At 70.3% G+C, this 19,917-nt stretch carries 15 protein-coding genes; all 15 read right to left on the bottom strand.

Annotated features, from left to right (window positions below):
* Window positions 1–33 precede the first annotated feature (33 nt).
* Window positions 34–993, bottom strand: a complete 960-nt coding sequence (locus tag EZ313_RS04600) for a hypothetical protein (RefSeq protein ID WP_135262023.1) — start codon at window positions 991–993, stop codon at window positions 34–36.
* A gap of 45 nt (window positions 994–1,038) precedes the next feature.
* On the bottom strand, window positions 1,039–4,626 hold the full coding sequence (locus tag EZ313_RS23695; RefSeq protein ID WP_135262022.1) for a right-handed parallel beta-helix repeat-containing protein: 3,588 nt from the start codon (window positions 4,624–4,626) through the stop codon (window positions 1,039–1,041).
* A gap of 77 nt (window positions 4,627–4,703) precedes the next feature.
* Window positions 4,704–5,762: a hypothetical protein gene (locus EZ313_RS04590; RefSeq protein WP_135262021.1), complete on the bottom strand. Its 1,059-nt coding sequence runs from the start codon at window positions 5,760–5,762 to the stop codon at window positions 4,704–4,706.
* The gene (locus EZ313_RS04585; RefSeq protein ID WP_135262020.1) at window positions 5,763–7,112 is read right to left on the bottom strand and encodes a TolC family outer membrane protein; all 1,350 of its coding nucleotides are present in this window, start codon (window positions 7,110–7,112) and stop codon (window positions 5,763–5,765) included.
* Between the two features lie 11 nt (window positions 7,113–7,123).
* Window positions 7,124–10,180, bottom strand: a complete 3,057-nt coding sequence (locus tag EZ313_RS04580; RefSeq protein ID WP_135262019.1) for an efflux RND transporter permease subunit — start codon at window positions 10,178–10,180, stop codon at window positions 7,124–7,126.
* Window positions 10,177–11,274 (bottom strand): efflux RND transporter periplasmic adaptor subunit, encoded by a 1,098-nt coding sequence (locus tag EZ313_RS04575; protein ID WP_135262018.1) that lies wholly within the window; start codon window positions 11,272–11,274, stop codon window positions 10,177–10,179. Before EZ313_RS04575 ends, EZ313_RS04580 begins: the two co-directional genes overlap by 4 nt.
* Window positions 11,275–11,309: 35 nt before the next feature.
* Entirely contained in the window at window positions 11,310–11,813 is a 504-nt protein-coding gene (locus tag EZ313_RS04570; RefSeq protein WP_135262017.1) for a hypothetical protein, read from the bottom strand.
* An 11-nt stretch (window positions 11,814–11,824) separates the two neighbouring features.
* A complete protein-coding gene (locus tag EZ313_RS04565; RefSeq protein ID WP_135262016.1) occupies window positions 11,825–12,277 on the bottom strand; it encodes a hypothetical protein in 453 nt (150 codons plus the stop codon).
* A 43-nt stretch (window positions 12,278–12,320) separates the two neighbouring features.
* Window positions 12,321–12,518, bottom strand: a complete 198-nt coding sequence (locus EZ313_RS04560) for a hypothetical protein (protein WP_135262015.1) — start codon at window positions 12,516–12,518, stop codon at window positions 12,321–12,323.
* A gap of 168 nt (window positions 12,519–12,686) precedes the next feature.
* On the bottom strand, window positions 12,687–13,040 hold the full coding sequence (locus EZ313_RS04555) for a DUF4148 domain-containing protein (RefSeq protein WP_135262014.1): 354 nt from the start codon (window positions 13,038–13,040) through the stop codon (window positions 12,687–12,689).
* 149 nt (window positions 13,041–13,189) lie between these two features.
* Complete coding sequence (locus tag EZ313_RS04550) at window positions 13,190–13,843, bottom strand: TetR/AcrR family transcriptional regulator (RefSeq protein ID WP_135262013.1); 654 nt, start codon at window positions 13,841–13,843, stop codon at window positions 13,190–13,192.
* A gap of 29 nt (window positions 13,844–13,872) precedes the next feature.
* Window positions 13,873–15,447, bottom strand: coding sequence for a glutathione S-transferase family protein (locus EZ313_RS04545; RefSeq protein ID WP_135262012.1), 1,575 nt, complete (start codon window positions 15,445–15,447; stop codon window positions 13,873–13,875).
* Between the two features lie 19 nt (window positions 15,448–15,466).
* Window positions 15,467–17,032 carry a bifunctional 3-(3-hydroxy-phenyl)propionate/3-hydroxycinnamic acid hydroxylase gene (locus EZ313_RS04540; RefSeq protein WP_167772498.1) on the bottom strand — a complete coding sequence of 522 codons (1,566 nt, stop codon included), beginning with the start codon at window positions 17,030–17,032 and terminating at the stop codon, window positions 15,467–15,469.
* Window positions 17,029–18,939: an acyl-CoA synthetase gene (locus tag EZ313_RS04535; protein ID WP_135262010.1), complete on the bottom strand. Its 1,911-nt coding sequence runs from the start codon at window positions 18,937–18,939 to the stop codon at window positions 17,029–17,031. Before EZ313_RS04535 ends, EZ313_RS04540 begins: the two co-directional genes overlap by 4 nt.
* A gap of 16 nt (window positions 18,940–18,955) precedes the next feature.
* Window positions 18,956–19,915, bottom strand: a complete 960-nt coding sequence (locus EZ313_RS04530) for a fumarylacetoacetate hydrolase family protein (RefSeq protein WP_135262009.1) — start codon at window positions 19,913–19,915, stop codon at window positions 18,956–18,958.
* Between the last annotated feature and the right edge of the window lie 2 nt (window positions 19,916–19,917).

The raw sequence follows: 19,917 nt of genomic DNA, 5'->3' as shown, positions 1-19,917 counted from the left end.
ATGACCAGCATGCAACGGCCGCGTTGCCCGGCGTCAGGCCAAGCATTGCGCCAGCCCGGGCGTGGCCTCGTCGCCGCAGGCGTCCGCGATGTCGTCCAGCGTCTGGATCGGAGGGCCGTCCGGCGCGCCCTGACGGACCACGATACCGGGCACGGCACGCAGGACATGCGTGACGTGCAGCATCATGTCCGCGTCCGCGGGCAACAGATGCACTTTCGCCGGTGGCCGCGCAGACTCGAGCAGCGGAACGAGACCTTCGGCCAGACGGCAGCTCGCGGCGGGCGAGCCGCCCAGCGACAGCACCCAGGCGCGAGGCTGTCGCAAGGCCAGTCGCGCGAGGTCCTGGCGCAGCGACCGCTGCGAATGCGCGTGCAGCCGCACACGAGCCGCTCGCAACCACAGGTCGGCATAGGCGGCACCGCAATCCGCACCGCGTTCGTCGGCGCCGGCGAAGCGCTGGTATTCCACCGCGCACTCGTGGTGGTGCGCGTACTCTCGCAGCAGGTCGACGGCCTCGTTCTTCCCGGAGCCGGCGAGCACGACGTCGAGGGGGCCGTGCGCGATGTCGACGCCGGCCCGCACAGGAGCACACAGCTCCACCCACACCCGGGCCGGATCACAGTGACGCTGCACCGCCAGCAGCTGCCGCGCGGCGTCACCGGGCGGCTCCGGCGTGCTCAGCGCCGCCACCTGCACCGGGTGGCGCAGCGTGCCCGGCCCTTCGCTGCGATGGAGCAGGTGCTGTCCGCGGAACCCCTTCACTGCGACGAAGCGGCCCCAGGACTCCTCCACCGCCCGGGCTTCCCCTTCCAGCCAGGCCACGATCCACCCGCTTCGCACGAGCAGGGCGATGCGGATCCCCGAGGCCGCGCACTGCGCCGCCAGGCGCGGGCGCAGCACCAGCAGATGGTCGAGCGCGGAGCCCTCGCAGCTGCCCAGGGCGGCGCCGACCAGCCGCGAACAGGGCGGCAATGCAGCGGACAACAACTGCACGGCGTCAGCGGGGAGCGGGACGGCAGCGGCGTGCCCGGCGGCCGCTCACTGGAATGCTCCGGCGCGCACGAGGGCGGGTCGGCCGGCACCATCCGCGTCGAGCGGCGGGGACTGCGTGAGAGCGCCGCTCCAGCTGAAAGCCGGCACGAGGGTGCTCGCCAGATCCGAGGGTATTCCTGCGCCCGCCGCGGGCCGGAGGTCGGCCACGCCGAGGCTGACGGAGCCCGCCGGCGCGAAGCTGGTGGCGGCGAACGGGCTCTCGACCAACTCGAGCGTGGTGACGCCGCTCACGCTCACGTGCGGGGATGCCGGCCAGGCCGGGCGCATCACGTTGCGGTCCGCCAGCACGATCGACGGCTGCAAGCCACCTTCCATGAACAGGAAGTCGCTGCCGCTCCCATTGCGCCAGAACACGTTGTTGAAGGCGTGCACCTGGCTGTCCTGCACACCCAGCGCGGCGCCGGTGTTCAGGAGCACGGTGTTGTGGGCGATGGTCCCGTAGCCCCTGTCGCCCGGGGCGTCGCCGGCGGCGCGCCCGTCGATGAAGATGGCGCCCGCGCCTTCGTTGCGGAGCACCACGTTGTCGACGACCGTTCCCACCGTCGCTTCGTCCAGGAAGATACCGGCCCCGGCCTTGAGGGCGCGGTTGCCCTCGAACCAGTTGTTGCGCACGTCGACGGTGGCGTGCGGCAGCTGCGCGATCATGCCGCCCCCGACGCCGTCACCCCCCTGCGGGCCCGACCAGCGCAGGGCCTGGTTGCCCCACACGATGTTGCGTTCGACGACAGCGTTGCTGCTGATGGTGAGCCCGGCGCCATGCGGCGTGTCATACCGCAGCGTGTTGCCGTGGATTCGGTTGTAGCGCACGTACGCCATGGACGGACCGGGCGTCAGCGTGCCGCCCGAGAGAACGTTCTGCTCCGATCCCGAGGGAGCCCGCACGTGGATGCCCGCCCCATTGCGCGCGCCGTCGTTGGCGTACACGTCGTTGTACTCGACCACCACGGTGCTGCCGCCGACCACCAGCCCGCCGATCGTGTCCGGCGTGGCGCCGGCCGGCACGTCGGCGGGTGCGTGGACCACGATCCCGTTGTGGTGCACGGTGTTGTTGCGCACCGCCAGCGTCCGGCCGGCAGCGTACCCGGCCACGTACAGGCCGCGCAGCCCACCGGTGAGTTCGAAACCGTCCACGGTGATGTGCCCGTGGTTGCCCAGGTGGAGCGCCGATTGCCCCGCCGGCGGCTGGATGACCGTGGCCCGGCCCGGGCTGACCGAGCGCTGGCTGAAGTCGGTTCCGGCGAGAAAGCCGCCGACGAAACGGTAGTGGCGGCCGATCGAATCCGCCGCTGCGTTGCCCACGCTCTCGGTGAACGTGCCCTCCTCGACGCAGATCGTCGCCTTCTGCGACCCCGTGATGGCGCTGTAGGCCGCCTGCAGGCTGCCCAGCGGCGCGGCGCGCGAGCCGGTTCCGCCGGTGGCCCCGGCGCGCACGTAGAGGAACACGTTGAAGCCGTCACCGGAGTCCTGGCCGGCGGAGCAGCCGTAGAGCGCGAGGCCGCCGCCGCCCGGCACCGCGCTGGTGAACGGAGCGAGCGCGCCCGGGCTGGTCGCGCTGCCGGCAACTCCTTCGATGGCGCCCAGCGTGGCCGCGGTCGGGCGCGGACCGATCCACATGCGCCCGGGCGCGTTCGCGACGTCCACCCGGATCTGCTGCAGGGGCGCGTGCGCGGCCGGCACTTCCGGCGGCAGCGCAGCGGCCGCACCCAGCAAGGGGGAGCCGGCCAGCGGAACGAACGTCGCCGGATCGAACGCGATGCCGCCCGACGTCACGAGGCTGGCCGCGCCGCTGACGTGGTGCGCCAGGTTGCCGCCGGGATAAGCGTAGGTCCCATCCGCCGCGCCGTAACCGGGGAAAGTGGTGTTCCCCGCGGCCGGCACCACTGCGTCCCAGCCGGACGAGATCCAGTTGGCTCCCAGCTGCACCTGGTCCGCCTTGTAGCGGGTCCATCCGAAAGCGAACCGCGTCGCGCCCGGCGTGGCGCTGGTGAGCTGGATGGCGTTGTTGACCGCCCGGATGGCCGCGTACTGGGCCTGCGTGTGTTGCAGCATTGGACCGTAGTCGGTCCCGCCCACCACGTAGTGCAGCGCGCTTCCGACGTTGGTCGCGCCGACCGGGATGTTGTAGTAACCCGCGTCGCCCCACCACGGCCCCTGGTCGAACAGGTTCTTGCGCAGGTTCCCCCCGACGGCGTCGGCGCTGATGCGCACCGTGTTGCTGTGGAAGAAGAGCGTGCCGGGCCGCCGGTCGTGCTGGCTGTTGTCGAACGAGTAGTGCACGACATTCCCCGGCGAAGGCGAGCCCCAGACGTTGACGATGTTGCCGTACACATAGCTGCGCTGGTACGCCGCCCATGCGGCAGCGACGTAGGCGTCGGTCTCGGCATTGACGAAGTCGGCATTCGCCGATTGCGAGCGCCAGCGGGCGTACCGCCACGGCGCGACCAGCTCGATGAAGTCCTCGACCTCCACCAGGTCGATCGGCCGCGCGCCGTTCTCGAAATAGTTGTAGCGGACGACCTCGCCCGCCGTCCGCATCTTGAGGTTGTTGCCGCCGCTGCCCGCGACAGGCTGCCGGGGGGGCCCGAAGTAGTTGTACTGGACCGTGAAGTTGATCCCCTGCAGGTAGGCCTGGTGCTTCTGGTCCGAGTCGGACAGCGCGTTGCCGTGGATGTAGTTGCCCTCCAGCAGGAGGTCGCGCACGACCGTGCCGAGTCCCTCGTCGGCGCGGCTGAGCGTGAAGACGCCGTTGCCGCAGCCGGTGATGATGTTGCCGCGGATCTGCACGTCCCTGGCCTTCTGCACCCAGATGCAGGCCGCCGCGCTGTCGTAGGTGTAGGGCTGGCCGTCGGTGGCCACGAACGCGGCCACCTCGCTCTCGCGGCCCAGGCCCACCAGCGTCTGGCCGATCTTCAGGCCCTCGATCCGCACGTGGGCCGCATGCTGCCCCCAGTGACGACGGTAGACCACGACGATGCCGCGCTGCTGCAGGCTGTAGGGCACCGCGGGCGTGTTGCCGAAGTCGAGGTCGCCACGTGTCGTGGCACCGGCGCCGCTGATGAAAGGCAGTTCGCCGGCGGCCGACGGAACGCCGCACACGCGGATCGGCTGGTCCTGCGTGCCCGAGGAGCTGATCAGGATCTTCTCGCGGTAGGGCGTCGCCTTCCAGTGGATGCGGACGGTGTCTCCCGGACCCAGCGCATTCCAGTTCACCTCGGACAGCGAGTGGTGGTTCTGCACCGAACCGGACGACACCACGGGTGCGGCGGGGTTGACGTTGATCTCCCTCCCGCTGCCCACGTGCGCGCATGTCACCGCGATTGGCGCATACGCCGCGCTGCTCGCCGGTCCGGCCGGCCCGGAGGGCGGCGCCGTCGTGCCGCTGCCGGGAAGGTCGCCCGGGAGCGGCGAAGGCGCGGCGTGGACGGTGCCCGTGCCGGGTGAGCCGGGCGGGGCTGCGCCGTCGGTGCCGGCCCCGCCTCCGCCGCAAGCGGCCAGGGCCGCCGCGGTGAACAGTGCGGCCAGGGTTCGGGGGACGCGCCTCGTCGGCACGTCGATGCTCGTGTTCGTTTTCATGCAGGTCCAGCAACATCCCCGGGCCTGTCCCGGGTCGCCGCATGATCGGCCGCCGCTCTTCCGGCATGAAGGGCAAGTCATCGAAATTCGGCGCCCGCCACCTTGAGATCATCGGAAGTTGAACTCGCCGACGCCGTGGCCGCTTGCGTGGCCGGCACCGGCTGGCTGGTCGCAGCCCCCGTCCAGTGGATGCGAGGCGGCAGCAGCCCGCACCGTGCTCGCGCCTCCTGCAATGGGAGCGCCATCAGAGGCCAGTAATCCCACTGGTCCGTCATGTCCACGGGGCACCGCGCTCCGCGGTAGATGGCCCAGAGCACCTTGACGGCGTCGAACTGGCCGACGGTGGGCGGCGCCGCCGGGGTGATCTGGATGCCGTGGTGGAAGTGCAGGATCGCGAACTGGATGAAGGCGAAGCCGTCGCGCCGGCGGTTTCCGCCCTGGAAGCAGCCTTGCTGGATCTCGCCCAGGGGCGTCGTGTCGTGGCCGGTAAGCACGTGCGCAACGTCGTGGTACGCCATCGACTCGGCGATGCCGCGGCGTTCACCCGGGAAGCCGAAGCCGACCGTCGTCATGTGCTTCCAATACTCCCGCCCGAGCGTGCCTTCCGGCAGGAGGCCCAGGCACTTGTAGTGCGGCAGGCGGTCGCGGTTGACCGCCACGCCGAGCCAGAGGCCCGCGATGAAGCGCAGCACGCCGACGACGCCCTCGCGCGCATGCGCATCGACGAGCAGGCTGCCGGCGCCGCGCCGCATGACGCGCAGCCGCATCCGCCAGAGCCGGCCGCGAAGCAGGTCATGGATGACGTCGATGACGCCGTCGTGGACCTCCAGGTGCGCCGCCAGTGAACGCAGGAACGAGAAAGAGGCCGGCCGCACCGGCCGGTTGAACAGGACGGCGATCGCGGCCAGTTGCACGAGCCGGCGGCGCCGGCGTTCGCCTTCGATCACAACGCCTTGCACCTCCTCTGCCGACAGCGGCAGAAGCTCGTCGGGCCCGATGGGAGCGCAGGTGATCATCGCGTAGGCAGCCAGGAACTCGCATTCCCTCCGCTCCAGCCGCCCGGAAATGCGAAGCGCGGTCCGCAGCACGCGCATGACGGTGTGCTGCTCCGGCTTCGAGAAGACGTCGAACTCCATTCAGGGCTCCAGGTAGGCATTCAATTCGGCAAGGTCGTTTTCGCGCAGCTCGCCGGCGGCGGCCGCGAGCCGCACGCGGCCCAGCAGGTAGTCCGTGCGCCCCTGCGCAAGCTCCAGCTGCGACGCGAACAGCCGCTGCTGCGCCTCCAGCACGTCCAGCTCGGTGCGCGTGCCCACATCGCGGCCCAACGCAGTGGCCTCGAGGGCCGTGCGTGCCGAAACCACCGACTGCTCCAGCGACAGCACCCGGGCCGCACCGGACTTGGTGGCGAGGAAGGCGTCCTGCACCTGCAGCCGCATGTCGCGCTGCGCTGCCGCGAGGTCGAACTCGCTCTGCTCGCGCTTGGCCAGCGATTCGCGCAGGCGCGAGTTGATGGCCCCGCCCGTGTAGAGCGGCACGGTCAACTGGACGCCGATCGCGGTGCTGCGGCTCTTGTCGGGCGCGGCCGTCGGCGTGAGGCTGCCTCCGCGGTTCCAGCTGTGGCTTCCCACGAGGTCGACGGAGGGCCGGGCACTCAGGCGGTACTTGTCGGCCTCGGCGGAGGAAATCGCAATCTCGTGACGCCGCGTGGCGACGCGCGTGTTCTGGTCGGCGCCGCGCTGCTGCCAGGCTTCGAGGCTGTCGGGTTGCGGCGGCACGGGCACGAAGCCCGCCTTCAGCCCCGACAGCTGCTGGGGAGGCAATCCGGTCAGCTCCTTGAACTGCGCTTCGCGCTGCGCCAGGGTGCTGGCCGCGGAGATCTCGCGCGCGAGCACGGCGTCGTAGCGGGCCTGCGACTCCTGCACCTCCGTGATGCGGCCGCGGCCCACCTCGAAACGCGCCTTGGCGCGGTCGCGCTGCGTGCCGACGGCGGCCTTCTCGGCCTGCACCACGCGCAGGCTGTCCCTGGCGAGCAGCAGGTGGAAATAGCTCTCCGCGACACGCTGCACCAGGTCCTGGCTGGCCGCCTTGTGGTGGACTTCGGCCACGGCGGACTGCTCCGTCAGCTGGCGCTTCTCGGCCGAGGCCTTGGGGTCGTACAGCGGCTGGACCACCTGCAGCGACGTGGTGCGCACGCTGCCGCGGTCCTGGGGCGAGATCAGCTGGCTGACCGGTGACGTCGAATCGCTGGAGCTGTTGTCCACGCGATTCACGCTGGCGCTCAGCCCGACCTGCGGCAGCAGCAGCGCGCGACCCTGGACGGCCTTCTCGCGGCCGGCCTGCAAGGCCCGCTCCGCGGACATCAGGGTCGGGTCGTGCGTCACGGCGCCGCGGTACGCGCCTACCAGGTCGACGGCGTGCACCGACCCGCACAGGATGGCCGCGGCAACGCTGACGGCCACGCGCAGGGATTTGCTGGAACTTCTCATCGTCGTACTCCTCAGGAGGCAGCGGCCGGCTTGCGCGCGCCATACCAGCTGGCGTAGAGCGCGGGCAGGAAGATCAGGGTGAGGACGGTGGCGACGAGCAGTCCGCCCATGATGGCCCAGGCCATCGGTCCCCAGAAGACGGACCGGGTGAGCGGAACCATCGCCAGGATCGCCGCGAGGGCCGTGAGCAGGATCGGCCGCAGCCGCCGCACCGCCGATTCGACGATGGCGTCCCACAGCGGCCTGCCCGCGGCGAGGTCGTGGTCGATCTGCACCACCAGGATCACCGAGTTGCGGATGATCATCCCCGCCAACGCGATCACGCCGAGCATCGCCACGAAGCCGTACGGGATGCGGAAGATCGCCATGATCAGCGCCACGCCGATCAGCCCGAGCGGCGCGGTGAGCAGCACGATGGCCATCTTCTTCATGTCCTGCAGCTGCAGCATCAGCAGCAGCAGGACGGCCACGATGGTCAACGGCATCACAGCGAAGATCGACGCCTGCGAATCCGTGCTCGACTCCAGGGTCCCGCCGACGTCGATGCCGTAGCCGAGCGGAAGCTCCCTGGCGATCTTCTCGATCTGCGGCTTGAGCGCCAGCGTAACGTCCGGCGCCTCCGCGCCGCTGACGTCGCCGCGCACCGTGAGGGTCGGGACGCGGCTGCGCCGCCACAGGATGCTGTCCTCGGTGTCCAGCGACAGGCGCGCCACCTGGGACACGGGCACGAACTTGCCGTTGCGCAGGTACACCTTGGTGTCCTTGAGCGTGTTCAGGTCCGCGCGCTCGGCGCCGACCAGCCGCGCCACCACGTCGAGCGTGTCGTCGCCTTCGAGGTACTGCGTGACCGTGGTGCCCGAGATGGCGGCCTGCAGCGCGGACTGGATCTCGCGCGAGGTGATGCCCAGCTGGCGCGCCTTGTCCTGGTCGACGTCGACGCGCAGGCGCTTCAGGCGCTCGCCCCAGTCCTGGTTGACGCGGCGCACGTTCGGGTGGGCCCGCATCGTGGCGGCCACCCGGTCGGCGACGGCCTGCACTTCCCGGTTGTCCGTGCCGTACACCCGGAACTGCACGGGGTAGCCCACGGGCGGCCCGTTCTCCAGCCGGTTGACGCGGCCGCGCACCAGCGGGAAGTCGTGGTCGAACAGCCCCTGGATCTTTTCGACCACCCGCTCGCGAGCTTCGCCGCCCTTGGTCATCACCATGAGCTCGCCCAGGTTCAGGTGCGGCGTCTGCACGTCCAGCGGCAGGTAGAAGCGCGGGCTCCCGCTGCCGATGTAGCTGGTGACCGCGACCACGTCGGGGTCGTCGCGCAGCTTCTTCTCGAGGGCCTGCACCTCCTGGTGGCTGGCCTCGAAGGTGGCGGCCTGCGGCATCCACAGGTCGACCATCAGCTCCGGGCGGTCCGACGCCGGGAAGAACTGCTTGGGCACCAGGCCGAACAGCGCGATCGATCCCGCGAACGCCGCGCCGGTGATCGCGATGACCAGCCGGCGGCGCACGAGGCAAGCCTCGACGAAGCGGCGGAAGCGCGCGTAGAAGCCGCGGCGGTAGACCGCATCCTCGTCCACGTGGCCGTGCGCGCCCTCCTTGAGCAGGCGGAAACCGAGGTAGGGCGTGAACACCACCGCCACCAGCCAGGACAGCATCAGCGAGATGCCCACCACCTGGAACAGCGAGAACACGTACTCGCCGGCGCTGGACTTGGCGAAGCCCACCGGCAGGAAGCCGGCGGCCGTGATCAGCGTGCCCGTCAGCATCGGGAACGCGGTCGCCGTGTACGCGTAGGTCGCGGCGCGGAACTTGTCCCAGCCCTGCTCCAGCTTCAGGGCCATCATCTCGACGGCGATGATGGCGTCGTCGACCAGCAGCCCCAGCGAGACGATGAGCGCGCCGAGCGAGATGCGCTGCAGCTCGATTCCCAGGTAGTACATGACGAGGAACGTCATGGCCAGCACGAGCGGGATGGACAGCGCGACCACCAGACCGGTGCGCAGGCCCAGCGAGAAGAAGCTGACGACCAGCACGATCGCGACGGCCTCGAACAGGCTCTTCTTGAACTCGTGCACCGCCTCCTCGACCACGCGAGGCTGGTCGGAGACGGCATGGATCTGCACGCCCAGCGGCAGGTTCGACTGCACGTGGCGCACGGTGTGCGTCAGCTCCTCGCCCAGCCGGATGACGTCGCCGCCCTTGCGCATGCTGACGGCCAGGCCGATGGCGGGCTCGCCGTTGAAGCGCATCTTGAAGGACGCGGGCTCGACGATGCCGCGCCGGACTTCGGCGATGTCGCCGAGGCGGAAGGTGCGCTCGCCGGCGCGGATGCCGATCTCGCGGATCTTCTCCACCGTGTCGAATTCGCCGCTGACCGCCAGGCGCACCTGCTCCGTCGTGGTCTGCACGGTGCCGGCGGCGTCCACGCTGTTGGTGCGCGCCAGGGTGGAGGCGATCGCGGAGGGATCGATGCCCAGCGAGGCCAGCTTCGCGTTGGAGGTCTCGACGTAGACCTTCTCGTCCTGCGCGGCCACGAGTTCGACCTTGTTGACGTCCGCCACGCGCAGGAACTCGTTGCGGGCCTTCTCGGCGTATTCGCGCAGCTCGGCGTAGCCGAACCCCTCGCCCGTGATGGCGTACATGTTGCCGAAGGTGTCGCCGAACTCGTCGTTGAAGAACGGTCCGCGCACGCCTTTGGGCAGCGTGTGCTCGATGTCGCCCAGCTTCTTGCGCACTTGGTACCACACGTCGGGCACCGCGGAGGCGGGCGTGTCGTCGCGCAGGATCACGACGATCTGCGTCATGCCGGGCTTGGCGTAGCTGCTGGTGTAGTCGATCTCGGCGACTTCCTGCAGCTTCTTCTCGAGCCGGTCGGTGACCTGGTCGGCCATCTGCTCGGCGGAGCTGCCGGGCCAGTAGGCCTGCACCAGCATGGCCTTGACGGTGAACTCGGGGTCTTCCTTCTGGCCCAGGGCGCCGTACGCGAGCACGCCGCCGAGCGTGAGCAGGACCAGGAGGAACAGCACCATCTGCTGGTGCCGCAGCGCCCATTCGGAGAGGTTGAAGCGGCTCATGGCTGCCTCTGCGCGACGGCGGGAGCGGACAGGGGCCGGACCTTCTGGCCCGCATGGAGCAGGTGCGCGCCGGCGGTGACGATCGTCTCGCCGCCGGCCAGCCCAGAGTTGATCAGGACGCTGTCGTCCTGGGCGCGCCCGAGCTTGACTTCGCGCAGCGAAACCGTGGAGGTCTTCGGGTCGACCAGCCACACGCGGGGCGTACCGTCGCGGTCATAGATCGCCGACAGCGGCAGGCGGATGGCGCTCGCGCCCCCCACGTCGGGGTTCACCACGGAGGCCGTCATGCCGAGCAGGAGCGAGGGATCCGGCTTCTCGATGCGGATGCGTGCGGAGTAGGTGCGCGTCACGCTGTCGGCGTCGGGCGAGAGCTCCCGCACGCGCCCCGTGTACTGCTTGCCGGGGAGCGCCCACAGGTTGACCTGCAGCGACTTGGACGAGCGCAGTTCCTCGACGCGCGACTCGGGGATGCTCACCAGCACCTCGCGCTCGCCGTCCCCCGCGATCGTGACGACCTGCTGGCCGGCCGATACGACCTGCCCCGCCTCGGCACTGATGGCGCTGACCACGCCGTCGCGGTCCGCGCGCAGCTCGGTGTAGGCGCGCTGGTTGGCCTTGATCTGGTGCTGCGCCGTCGCGGATTTCAGGCGCGCCTGGGATTCGGCCAGCTTCAGCTTCTGCTGGTCCAGCTCGGCCTGCGACGCGAACGAGCGCGCCAGCAGCTGCTCGGTGCGCTGCAGGTCGATCTGGTCCTGCGCCACGCGGCTTCGCGCGGACTCCACTTCGGCCATGGCGCTGGCCATATGAAGCGTCTCCTGCGCCGGGTCCAGCCGCATCAGCGGCTGGCCGCGCCGCACGTGCGCGCCGACCTCGACCAGGCGGGCGGCGATCCGGCCCGACGCCTCGAAGCCGAGGCGGCTCTCGTACCGGGCGTGGATGGACCCGGAGTAGGTGGCACCGACGGAGCCGTCGGCCGTCCCCGCGACGGACGTGCGCACGGGGCGCACTTCCTCCACGGGCGGCGGTTGGTCCGCGCCGCATCCGGCGATCAGCAAGGTGATGCCGAGAAGGGCCGTCGCAGGGATCGTTTTCATGCTGTGTCTCCTCGTGGCGCCCGGCCGGGCGCGGGTTATCTGACGACGTAGCCGCGGCCTTCCATGCAGGCGCCGAACGCACGGTCGTACGTGGCCTTCTGCTGGGACCGGCTTGCGTTCTGCTGCTGGGCGGCCTGCTGGGCGCCCTGCTGCTGCCTTGCAGTGCGGATGCGGCCAACGGCTGCGGCGCCCGCGACACCGGCTGCCGCACCCTTGCTCGCATCGCGGTCCGCCAGCTCGGCGACCGACGCGCCGGCGAGCGCGCCGCGCACCATCCCGCCGGTGGGGTTCGCGGGGGACGCGGGCTGGGCTGCCGCCGGCGCCGCGGCCGAGGCCTGTGTCGGGTCGAAGCCGGATTGCGAGCGCGACCAGTCATGGCACTCGTAGCGGTCCTTGTCGAGCTGCTGGCTGCTCTGCCCGCGGGCGGGATAGACAACCGGCGACGGCTCGGCGGCGATCGCGGCCGCGGCGAGGCACGCCATGCCGGAAACCAGGGCGAAGCCTGTGAACGGCGACTTGCGCGAGAGGAGTGATTCCATGGTGTCCTCCCTCAGCGGCTGCCGCACGAGACGGTGTTGCCTGAAGCGTCGTGGCACGTGGCCGAACGCGACACGCCGCTGCCGGACGTGTACGCGCGCGACGCGTCCATCGTCACGCCCGTCTGCGCATTGGTCATCTGCGTGCTGCGTTGCGCCGTGCCGTTGCCCTGTGCGTCACGCGAGTAGGTGCCCTGGCGCTCGTAGGTCCCGCCCTGCGACGTCGTCGCGGAAGCGTTCATGCTGGCGCTGGCGGAACCGTCGGCCTGGCGCTGCACCTTGCCGACGCGCAGGCCCTGGCCGCCGGATGCGGTCGAGAAGCCCCGGGCGGAAGCGCCCGCGAGTTCGCCCTGCGACCCCGCGGCAAATCCGCCGTGGCGGTGCATGGCCAGCCCGCCGGGCTCTGCGTACGAGAGGGAAGCGGCCGATCCGGCGGCCAGGAGGATGAAGAAATTGCGTCTGTTCATGATGAATCTCCAGTCGTGCGGTGATGGGTCCTGGTGGTGGGTCTCACTTGGGTGGCCTGCTTTCGCGGCCCGGCTCGGCAGGGCTGCGGCGCGGAAAGGGCGTGCGTCCGTCCAGCAGCGCGCACAGTTCCGCTTGCGAATGGAACGCCGCCGAGCGGCGCAGCTGCACGTCCTCGACCACTCCGGCCACCGCGGAGTCGCGGCGGTAGAAGCGGATGACGTAGGTCTTGATCTCTTTCAAAACGGCTCCTCTGAATGAGACGCAAGGTTAGGAAGCGGCCTTCACGTTTCGCCTACGGATTCGGATTGCGCGTTCGGCGCCGGTGCGACGTCCCCGCGACCCGCCGCTCGCGATGAAAAAAGCCGCCCGGGAGGGCGGCTGTTTGGAGGGCCGGCGAGCCGCGCGAAGTCAGCGGGACGCGACGTCCATGCTCCCGCCGGCGGGCTGGACGCGACGCTGGGCCATGTGGCTCGAGCCGCTGTCTTCGGCGGTGCTGGCAGCGACCTGGTCGCGGTTGCCCATGAACTCGGCCGTGACCTGTTCGCGCGACTTGGTGCTGCTGAAGTACTTGATCGGGTCGTACGAGCTAGCCCAGGGATTGACGCCGGACTTCTTGAACTCGGCCAGTTCGTTCTTCACATCGGCACGGGACTTGGTGGACACGAACGGGGTCGGGTCGATGGTGGGCGTCTCGGCCATGGCCTGTCCGGCCGAGACGGCGGCGATGCAGGCCAGGAGGGTTGCGGCGGTGTAGCGGTTCATGGTGGTGTCTCCGAAAGGGTTGGGGGTGGTGTGCTTTCCAGGCGATTCCCGAAAGGCACGCAAAGGTTAGAAAGCCGGCCCCACGTTTCCCCTACGGATTTGGAACGCGCGTGCAGATGGGCTTGCACGACTGCCGCGCAGCGCGCGACCTAAGGGCGGCCGGCGCGCTCGGGCTGCGACAGCCGAAGCTTCAGCGCGAGGAGCTCCTCGATCAACTTCGCCTTGCTGATCGCGCGCGGGTTCTGCAGCCACCAGCGCAGCACTTCAGCGATCAGGCCGGTCTCGGCGTAGGCGGTGATCACGGGATTCACGTCGGCGCGGAACCGCCCCGTGAGGCGCCCGCGCCGGAAGTCGGCGGCGCGCTGGCTGGCGAACATGTCGATCAGCGAAGCCTCCTCGGAGGGCGCGAGCGCACGCTCGTTGAAGGCGACCAGCAGCGTGTCGCGGTTGGACTCGGCGAAGTTGACGATGATCTCGACGTCGCGCCGTTCCAGCTCCTCCGCCCCCAGTCCGGCGTTCTCCACCTGGGCCTTCACCAAGGCCTCGGCCAGCCGGGCGAAGGTGCCCCCTATCAGCTCGCCGTACAGCTGCGCCTTGTCGGGAAAATGGATGTAGAAGGTTCCGTTGGCGATCTGCGCCCGCTTGCAGATGTTGGCGACGGACGCGCCGCCGTAGCCTTGCTCGCGGAACTCCTGCGTCGCCGCGCGCAGGATCAGCTGTCGCGTGTCGGCATCCGGCTGTTCCTTCTTCGGCCGGCCGCGGCCGCGCGGGACCGCGGTCTCTTCCTTCACCTTTTTTTGCATGCGACGTGCACGGTGCGCCGTGCCGCGGGTCAACGAACCCGGATTGTCTCATCAGCCTCGGCGTGAACGGGCTCCAGCCGGCGCAGCCACTCCCGCACCGCTGGGTGGCTGCCGCTCCCGATGGCGATACCCAGGCCGGGAAACGTGCTGAAGCGCGCGTGCAGCGCGAGGTCGGCGAAGCAGGGCCGCGGTCCCAGCAGGTACGGGCGGCTCGAGAGCTCCGCTTCGACGGTGTCCAGCCGCGCGCGCAGCAGCGCACGCGCATGCTCGGGGGTGCGGTCGAAGCGCGGGCGGTTCGCGCCCGGGCGCTTCTCCCAGGCGAGCGGCAGGTATTCCTTGTGCATGGCCTCGTCGAACGCGAGCCACATGCGCGCTCTCGCGAGCAGGTGGATGTCGCGCGGGAACCAGCGGTCGTCGCCGGTCACGGCGGCGGCGTATTCGGCGATCGCGCCGACGTCACGCACCTCGCGCAGCCCATGCCGCAGCACGGTCGAGCCGTCGCGCGGCCCCGGCTCGAATGCACAGGTCAGCCCCAGCTCGTTCAACAGGCGGCGCAGGGCGGCGGTCTCCGGCGCCGCTTCGTCGGCGCGAAGCACATAGGGCTGGGCCGCCATGCGCAGGTCCACCGGCCACAGCGGTCGCGTGCGCGATGCGGGCGGCACGCGCGCGGGTTGCGGCTTGCGGATCGGCTGCCGCCGTCCGGCGCGCGGCGCGTTGGCGCGATCGGCCTTCAGCAACATGCCCCGGAGCACGCGCAAGCCCGCCTTCTGCCAGAGCGTGCGCTGACGGGGCGCCAGCGCCACCACCCGACCCAGCCAGGCCAGCACGCCGCTGCGGGCCAGCTTCTGCAGCGCCTTGTCCTGTTTCGTCAGCGTCTGCACGAAGCTGGGACGATTCTCCAGGCGGTGCATCCACGCGCGCGTGCGCGGATAGCGAACCTCGTCGATCGAGATCCCGAGATGGGGGAGCATGGCCACCGGCGGATAGACCGAGATCTCGGCCTGGCTGAAGCGCTCGCCCACCAGCCACACACGGCCGTGAAGGGCGTCCTCCAACTCGTCGAGCCAGGCATACAGACGCTCTTCGGTGTCCTCCTGTTCCGAGGGGGTCAGGACCGCGAGGTTCCAGACACGCGCCTCCCAGTGGAGATCGGCGGGCTCCTGCGTCGACAGCCGCGCGATCGCGAGCGTCTCCTCCAGCGAGTGCTTCGCGCGGACGATGGGGCCGATCAGGCGCTGGTAGAGCAGCGGCCGGTAGTCCTTGCCCATTGCCTGCGCCGCGCCCTGCCAGGCGCGGACCTGCGCCAGTTCCCAGGGGTCGTCCGGGTAGAGCCGCGGCTGCGGGAATGCGTCGTCGAGGTACTGCGTGATGACGCTCGATTCCCACAGCACGCGCTCGCCGTGGGCGAGCACCGGGACCAGCCCGTTCGGGTTGATCGCCAGGTAATCGGGATGCCTCTGTTCGAGCCTGGACAGGTCGATCTGCTGCGTGTCCCAGGCGAGGCCCTTCTCGACCAGCGTGATGCGCACCCGGCGCGCGCAGGGCGACGCCGGGTAGTCGTACAGCAGCAGGCCATGGGGGTTGCCGGTGATTCGTGTCTCCATCGATGTCCTCGGTTGCGTGTCAGTCGAGTCCGAACAGCGCTTCCAGCGCGGGCGCCTGCGCCCCGGCTTCGGCGACGGGAAAGATCGCGGCGACGAAGCGATCCGGCCGCACCAGCGCCGCCATGCCCGGTGCGAGCAGGCGCTTGCCCGAATCGAGTTCGAGGGCGCCGGGGCCGACCTCCACCACGCGCGGCGCGAGTCGGCGGCCCACGTGCGAGCGCTGCAGCACATGCACGCCGGTATCGGTTCCGCCGCCCGGCGGTACCAGCAGGGCGAATCCCGTGCCCAAGTGTTCGTCGAGCAGCCCGCCGCCGTGTCGCGCACCCACGCGCGGCTGCGGCAGCATCTCGCCGACGCGCGCGAGGCCGCAGGCGCGGCCCAGCTCCTGGTACAGCCCCGCACGGTGGCGGGAGGGCACGTTGAAGTTGCGATCCGTGATCCACCGCTTCACGGGCGGCAGGCTCTCGATCGTGAAATAGATCGTGTTGCGCAACAGGGCGAGCGCGGGTTGGCGGGTCATCACGAAGCGTCCGAGGCGCACGCTCAGACGCATGAGGCGTTCGAAGTGCGGGCGGCGCTCCGCTTCGTAGCTGTCCAGGATGCGATCGCCGGCCCCGTGCAGGAGGACCAGCTCGAGCTTCCACGCCAGGTTGGCGGCATCGCGGATGCCGGAGTTCATGCCCTGCCCCGCGAAGGGCGGCATCATGTGCGCCGCATCGCCCGCGATCAGCACGCGACCGCGCCGCAGCGCGGCGGCCTTGCGCGCGTGGAAGGTGTAGACCGTCTTGCGCCACAGGTCCTGCCGCTGCAGCGGCTTGTCGTAGGCGACGAGGCGCTCGATGGTGTCGTCGCGCAGCAGCTGCTCCTCGGTTTCACCGGGCAGCAGCATGAACTCGTAGCGCCTCATGCCCTTCGGTCCCTGCCCTTCCATGGACGGGCGCGAAGGGTGGCAGTAGAACGTGTAGCACGCGTCGTTCTTCGTGTCGTTGACGGTGTCGATCACCAGCCATTTCTCGACGAACGAGGAGCCCTCCATCGCGATGCCGGCGCATTCCCGCACCGGGCTGCGCCCGCCGTCGCAGGCGACCAGGTAGCTGCCGCGCAGTTCCTGCACCTGCCCGGCGGCGTTCTTCACGGTCACGGTGACGCCCTCGGCGTCCTGCCGGAACGACTCGAATGCCCAGCCGAAGCGAAGCTGCACATGGGCGAAGCGCGCGAGCTCGTCGCGCCAGATGCGCTCCAGGTCCGGCTGCGCGAAGCTGTTGATCTTCTCGAAACCGTACAGCCCCGGCCGCGGATCGAAGCGGATCAGCGGCCGCGTGCGGCCGTTCACCCTCGCCGCCGGCTGGCGGAAGTAGCGCGCGCGGCAGCCTTCCACCAGCCGCGCGCGCAGGGCGTGCGCCAGGCCCAGGCCCTGCATGCTTCGCAGGCTTTCGTCGTCGAACGCGATCGCGCGCGGGATGTCCCAGACGTCGCTGCGTTTCTCGATCACCACGGCAGGCACGCCCCGCTGGCCGAGCAGGTTGGCCAGCACCAGGCCGGTGGGCCCCGCGCCCACGATGAGGACGGGCAGCGGCGGGCTCACGCGACGAACTCGACGGGGACCGGGAACGTGGCGAACCGTTCCTGCAGGAGCGCCCTCGCTTCCGGCGCGCAGCTCACGGCGGCGACGATGCCGCGCCGGGCGTCGTGGCGCGACGCCACGCTGCCCGGCACGCCCGCACTGGCGAGCACGCCGGCGTACACGTGGTCCACCGCGCGCAGCCGCAGCGCGAGCTTGGACAGCTTGCCCACGGCCGTCGTCGGCAGGAATTCCAGCACCTCGATGCGCACCGGCACCGCCGCGCGCTCGGGCACGGTGGCGCGCGCGTGGTCCATCAGCTCCTCGGCGGTCGCGGTGCAGCCCGGGCGCAGCGAAACGAAGGCGACCGGCAACTCACCCACGCGCGCATCGGGCTGGCCCACCGCAGCTGCGAGCGCCACGGCCGGATGACTCGCGAGCCCTGCTTCGATGAGCGCGGGGTCGAGGTTGTGCCCGCCGCGGATGATCAGGTCCTTGGCGCGGCCGGTGATGAACAGGTAGCCGTCCTCGTCGAGATGGCCGAGGTCGCCGCTGTTGATCCATCCCGGCTCCACCCAGAGGCCCTCGTTGTGGGTCGAGCCCAGGTAGCCGGGGAAGATGTTGGGGCCGCGCAGGGCGACGACGCCTGTCTCGCCGGCCGCGCAGTCGCCCGTCCATCGTCCCTCGCCGTCGACGCGCACGATGCGGATCTGCTGGAACGGGATGCGCACGCCCACGGAGCCCGGCTTGCGCAATCCATCCAGCGGATTGCTGGAGGACACGCAGCCGCCTTCGGTGAGCCCGTAGCCTTCGGTGATGACCACGCCGGTGAGCCGCTCGAACCGCTCGACCAGTTCGCGCGGCATCGGCGCGGCGCCGCAGAGCCCATGCCGCAGCGAATCGATGCGCACCCCCGCGATCGGCACCTCCAGCAGCGACGCGTACAAGGTGGGAACGCCGCTGAAGGACCGCGCCTTGAAACGCTCGACGAACTTCCAGAAGTTCAGGATCACGCCGGGGCCGCGGTAGCCCTGGGGCGTGAGCATCACCACTTCCATGCCGCGGTGGAAGGCGGCGAGGCCGGTGACGATGGCTCCGTTGACATGGAACAGCGGAAGTCCGCAGAGGGTCACGTCGCCCGGCTGCACGCTCCTGTTGGCGACCGTGCAGGCCCAAGCGGTGAAGGTTTCGTTCAGGTGCGTATGCACGGCGACCTTGGGCGCGCCGGTCGTGCCACCGGTATGGAAGTACGCACATGCGTCCGTCTCACGGATGGCGCGCGCGGAGACGAGCCTGCTTGCGGGCTGGCCCGCGATCGCGTCGTGGAAGTCCAGCGACTGCACGCCGGCGCGGCGGATTGCCGGCGCGGCGGCGCGGAAGGCGGCCACCGCCGGCTGCATGGCCGGGGGCAGGTAGCGGCGCGGGTCCACGACATAGACGGTCTTGATCGACCCGGTGCGCTCGACGAGCGCCACGGCCTTGTCCCAGAGCTCCGAGCCGGGCAGCGGGCCGAGCGTGACGAGCGTCTGGCTGCCCGTGGCGCGGACGAGCGCTTCGATGTGCTCGATGTCCAGCAGCGGGTTGATGGGGCTCGCGACCGAGGCTGCCTGCGCACCCCACAGCGCGAAGTGCGTCTCCGGCAGGTTGGGCAGCAGGATCGAGACCGGCGAGGCTGGATTGGCCCCCGACGCGTGGAATGCGTTCGCCGTGCAGGTCACCTGCTGCAGCAGTTGCCGGTACGTCCAGGAGAAGTCGGGCGCGTCCGGTTCACCGCCCATGATGAAGCGCAGGGCCGTGCGTTCCCCGTACGCGCGTTCGGCCGCGGCCAGCATGCCGTAGGTGTCGGTGGCGGGGATTTCGTGCCGCCAGGGGTGGCTCTCCACGGCTTCGATGGTGTCGAGCCCGCCGGCCAGGTTGATGTCGATCTTCATGGTTCCGGTCGTTGCGTCAGGCCGTTGCTTCGACGACGCGGCAGCGCTGCTGGCCGAGGTCGATCGCGCCGTCGTCGGTGCGGATCGAGAGCGACATGGTGTCGCCCGCTTTCAGGTAGCGGCCGTTGCGGCGGCCCTTGCGAACGAAGGCGGCCCACTTGCCGCGCTCGGACATCAGCACGCGGGCGAGCAGAGCAACCATCTTCGACGGGGCACGCGCCGCGCAGCCGCCGGGCGTGCCCGTGGCAATGAGGTCGCCCGGGCCGAGGTCCTGCAGCCGGGACAGCTCGGACAGCGTCTCGTCGGGCCGGTAGATCATTTCGCGGCAATAGGCGTGCTGCCGGGTCGATCCGTTCACGTCGAGCTGCATGCGCAGGTCGAGCAGCCGCCGCCACTCGTGCGGCTCCAGCGCGACGAGGTACGGCCCGACCGGGCCGAAGCCGCGGAAGCTCTTGCCCTTGTAGAACTGCCCCTGCGGCAGCTGCACGTCCCGCGCGGTCACGTCGTTCACGATGGTGATGCCGGCGAACCATTCGTGCAGGTTCTCCATCGTCACGTCCACCGGGCGGTCCACCTTGCGGGCCATGACGAGGCCGAGCTCGATCTCATAGTCCAGCAGCGTGTGGCGCGCGGGCCGCACGATGTCGGCATCGGCCGGGCAGATCGCCGATGAGGCCTTGGTGAAGATCGTGTTGAACGTGATCTGGGCCGGGTCCATGCCCGACTCGCGCACGTGGCTGGCGTAGTTGATGCCCTGGCAGATGAACTGCTGGTTGGGCGTGACCGGCGACAGCAGCGTGACCTGGCCCAGCGGCACGCTGGGCTGGCGGCTGGTGAGCGTGCGAGCCCTTTGCAGCCCCGAGGTCACGACGTCGGCCGTGGTTTCGTAATCGCCGTCGAGCGGCACAATGGCATCGCCGAAGACGACGCCCCACTGTCGGCGACCGCCGTGACGGTAGTGGATGAGACGGATCATGG

Source organism: Ramlibacter henchirensis (genome assembly GCF_004682015.1).
Taxonomy (GTDB): Bacteria; Pseudomonadota; Gammaproteobacteria; order Burkholderiales; family Burkholderiaceae_C; genus Ramlibacter; species Ramlibacter henchirensis.
This window is presented reverse-complemented; position numbering and strand designations above follow the sequence as displayed.

What these genes read in the sequence shown, in the direction of transcription:
- EZ313_RS23695 (WP_135262022.1), bottom strand. Translation starts at nt 4,626, where the DNA reads ATGAAAACGAACACGAGCATCGACGTGCCGACGAGGCGCGTCCCCCGA.
- EZ313_RS04590 (WP_135262021.1), bottom strand. Translation starts at nt 5,762, where the DNA reads ATGGAGTTCGACGTCTTCTCGAAGCCGGAGCAGCACACCGTCATGCGC.
- EZ313_RS04585 (WP_135262020.1), bottom strand. Translation starts at nt 7,112, where the DNA reads ATGAGAAGTTCCAGCAAATCCCTGCGCGTGGCCGTCAGCGTTGCCGCG.
- EZ313_RS04580 (WP_135262019.1), bottom strand. Translation starts at nt 10,180, where the DNA reads ATGAGCCGCTTCAACCTCTCCGAATGGGCGCTGCGGCACCAGCAGATG.
- EZ313_RS04575 (WP_135262018.1), bottom strand. Translation starts at nt 11,274, where the DNA reads ATGAAAACGATCCCTGCGACGGCCCTTCTCGGCATCACCTTGCTGATC.
- EZ313_RS04570 (WP_135262017.1), bottom strand. Translation starts at nt 11,813, where the DNA reads ATGGAATCACTCCTCTCGCGCAAGTCGCCGTTCACAGGCTTCGCCCTG.
- EZ313_RS04565 (WP_135262016.1), bottom strand. Translation starts at nt 12,277, where the DNA reads ATGAACAGACGCAATTTCTTCATCCTCCTGGCCGCCGGATCGGCCGCT.
- EZ313_RS04555 (WP_135262014.1), bottom strand. Translation starts at nt 13,040, where the DNA reads ATGAACCGCTACACCGCCGCAACCCTCCTGGCCTGCATCGCCGCCGTC.
- EZ313_RS04550 (WP_135262013.1), bottom strand. Translation starts at nt 13,843, where the DNA reads ATGCAAAAAAAGGTGAAGGAAGAGACCGCGGTCCCGCGCGGCCGCGGC.
- EZ313_RS04545 (WP_135262012.1), bottom strand. Translation starts at nt 15,447, where the DNA reads ATGGAGACACGAATCACCGGCAACCCCCATGGCCTGCTGCTGTACGAC.
- EZ313_RS04535 (WP_135262010.1), bottom strand. Translation starts at nt 18,939, where the DNA reads ATGAAGATCGACATCAACCTGGCCGGCGGGCTCGACACCATCGAAGCC.
- EZ313_RS04530 (WP_135262009.1), bottom strand. Translation starts at nt 19,915, where the DNA reads ATGATCCGTCTCATCCACTACCGTCACGGCGGTCGCCGACAGTGGGGC.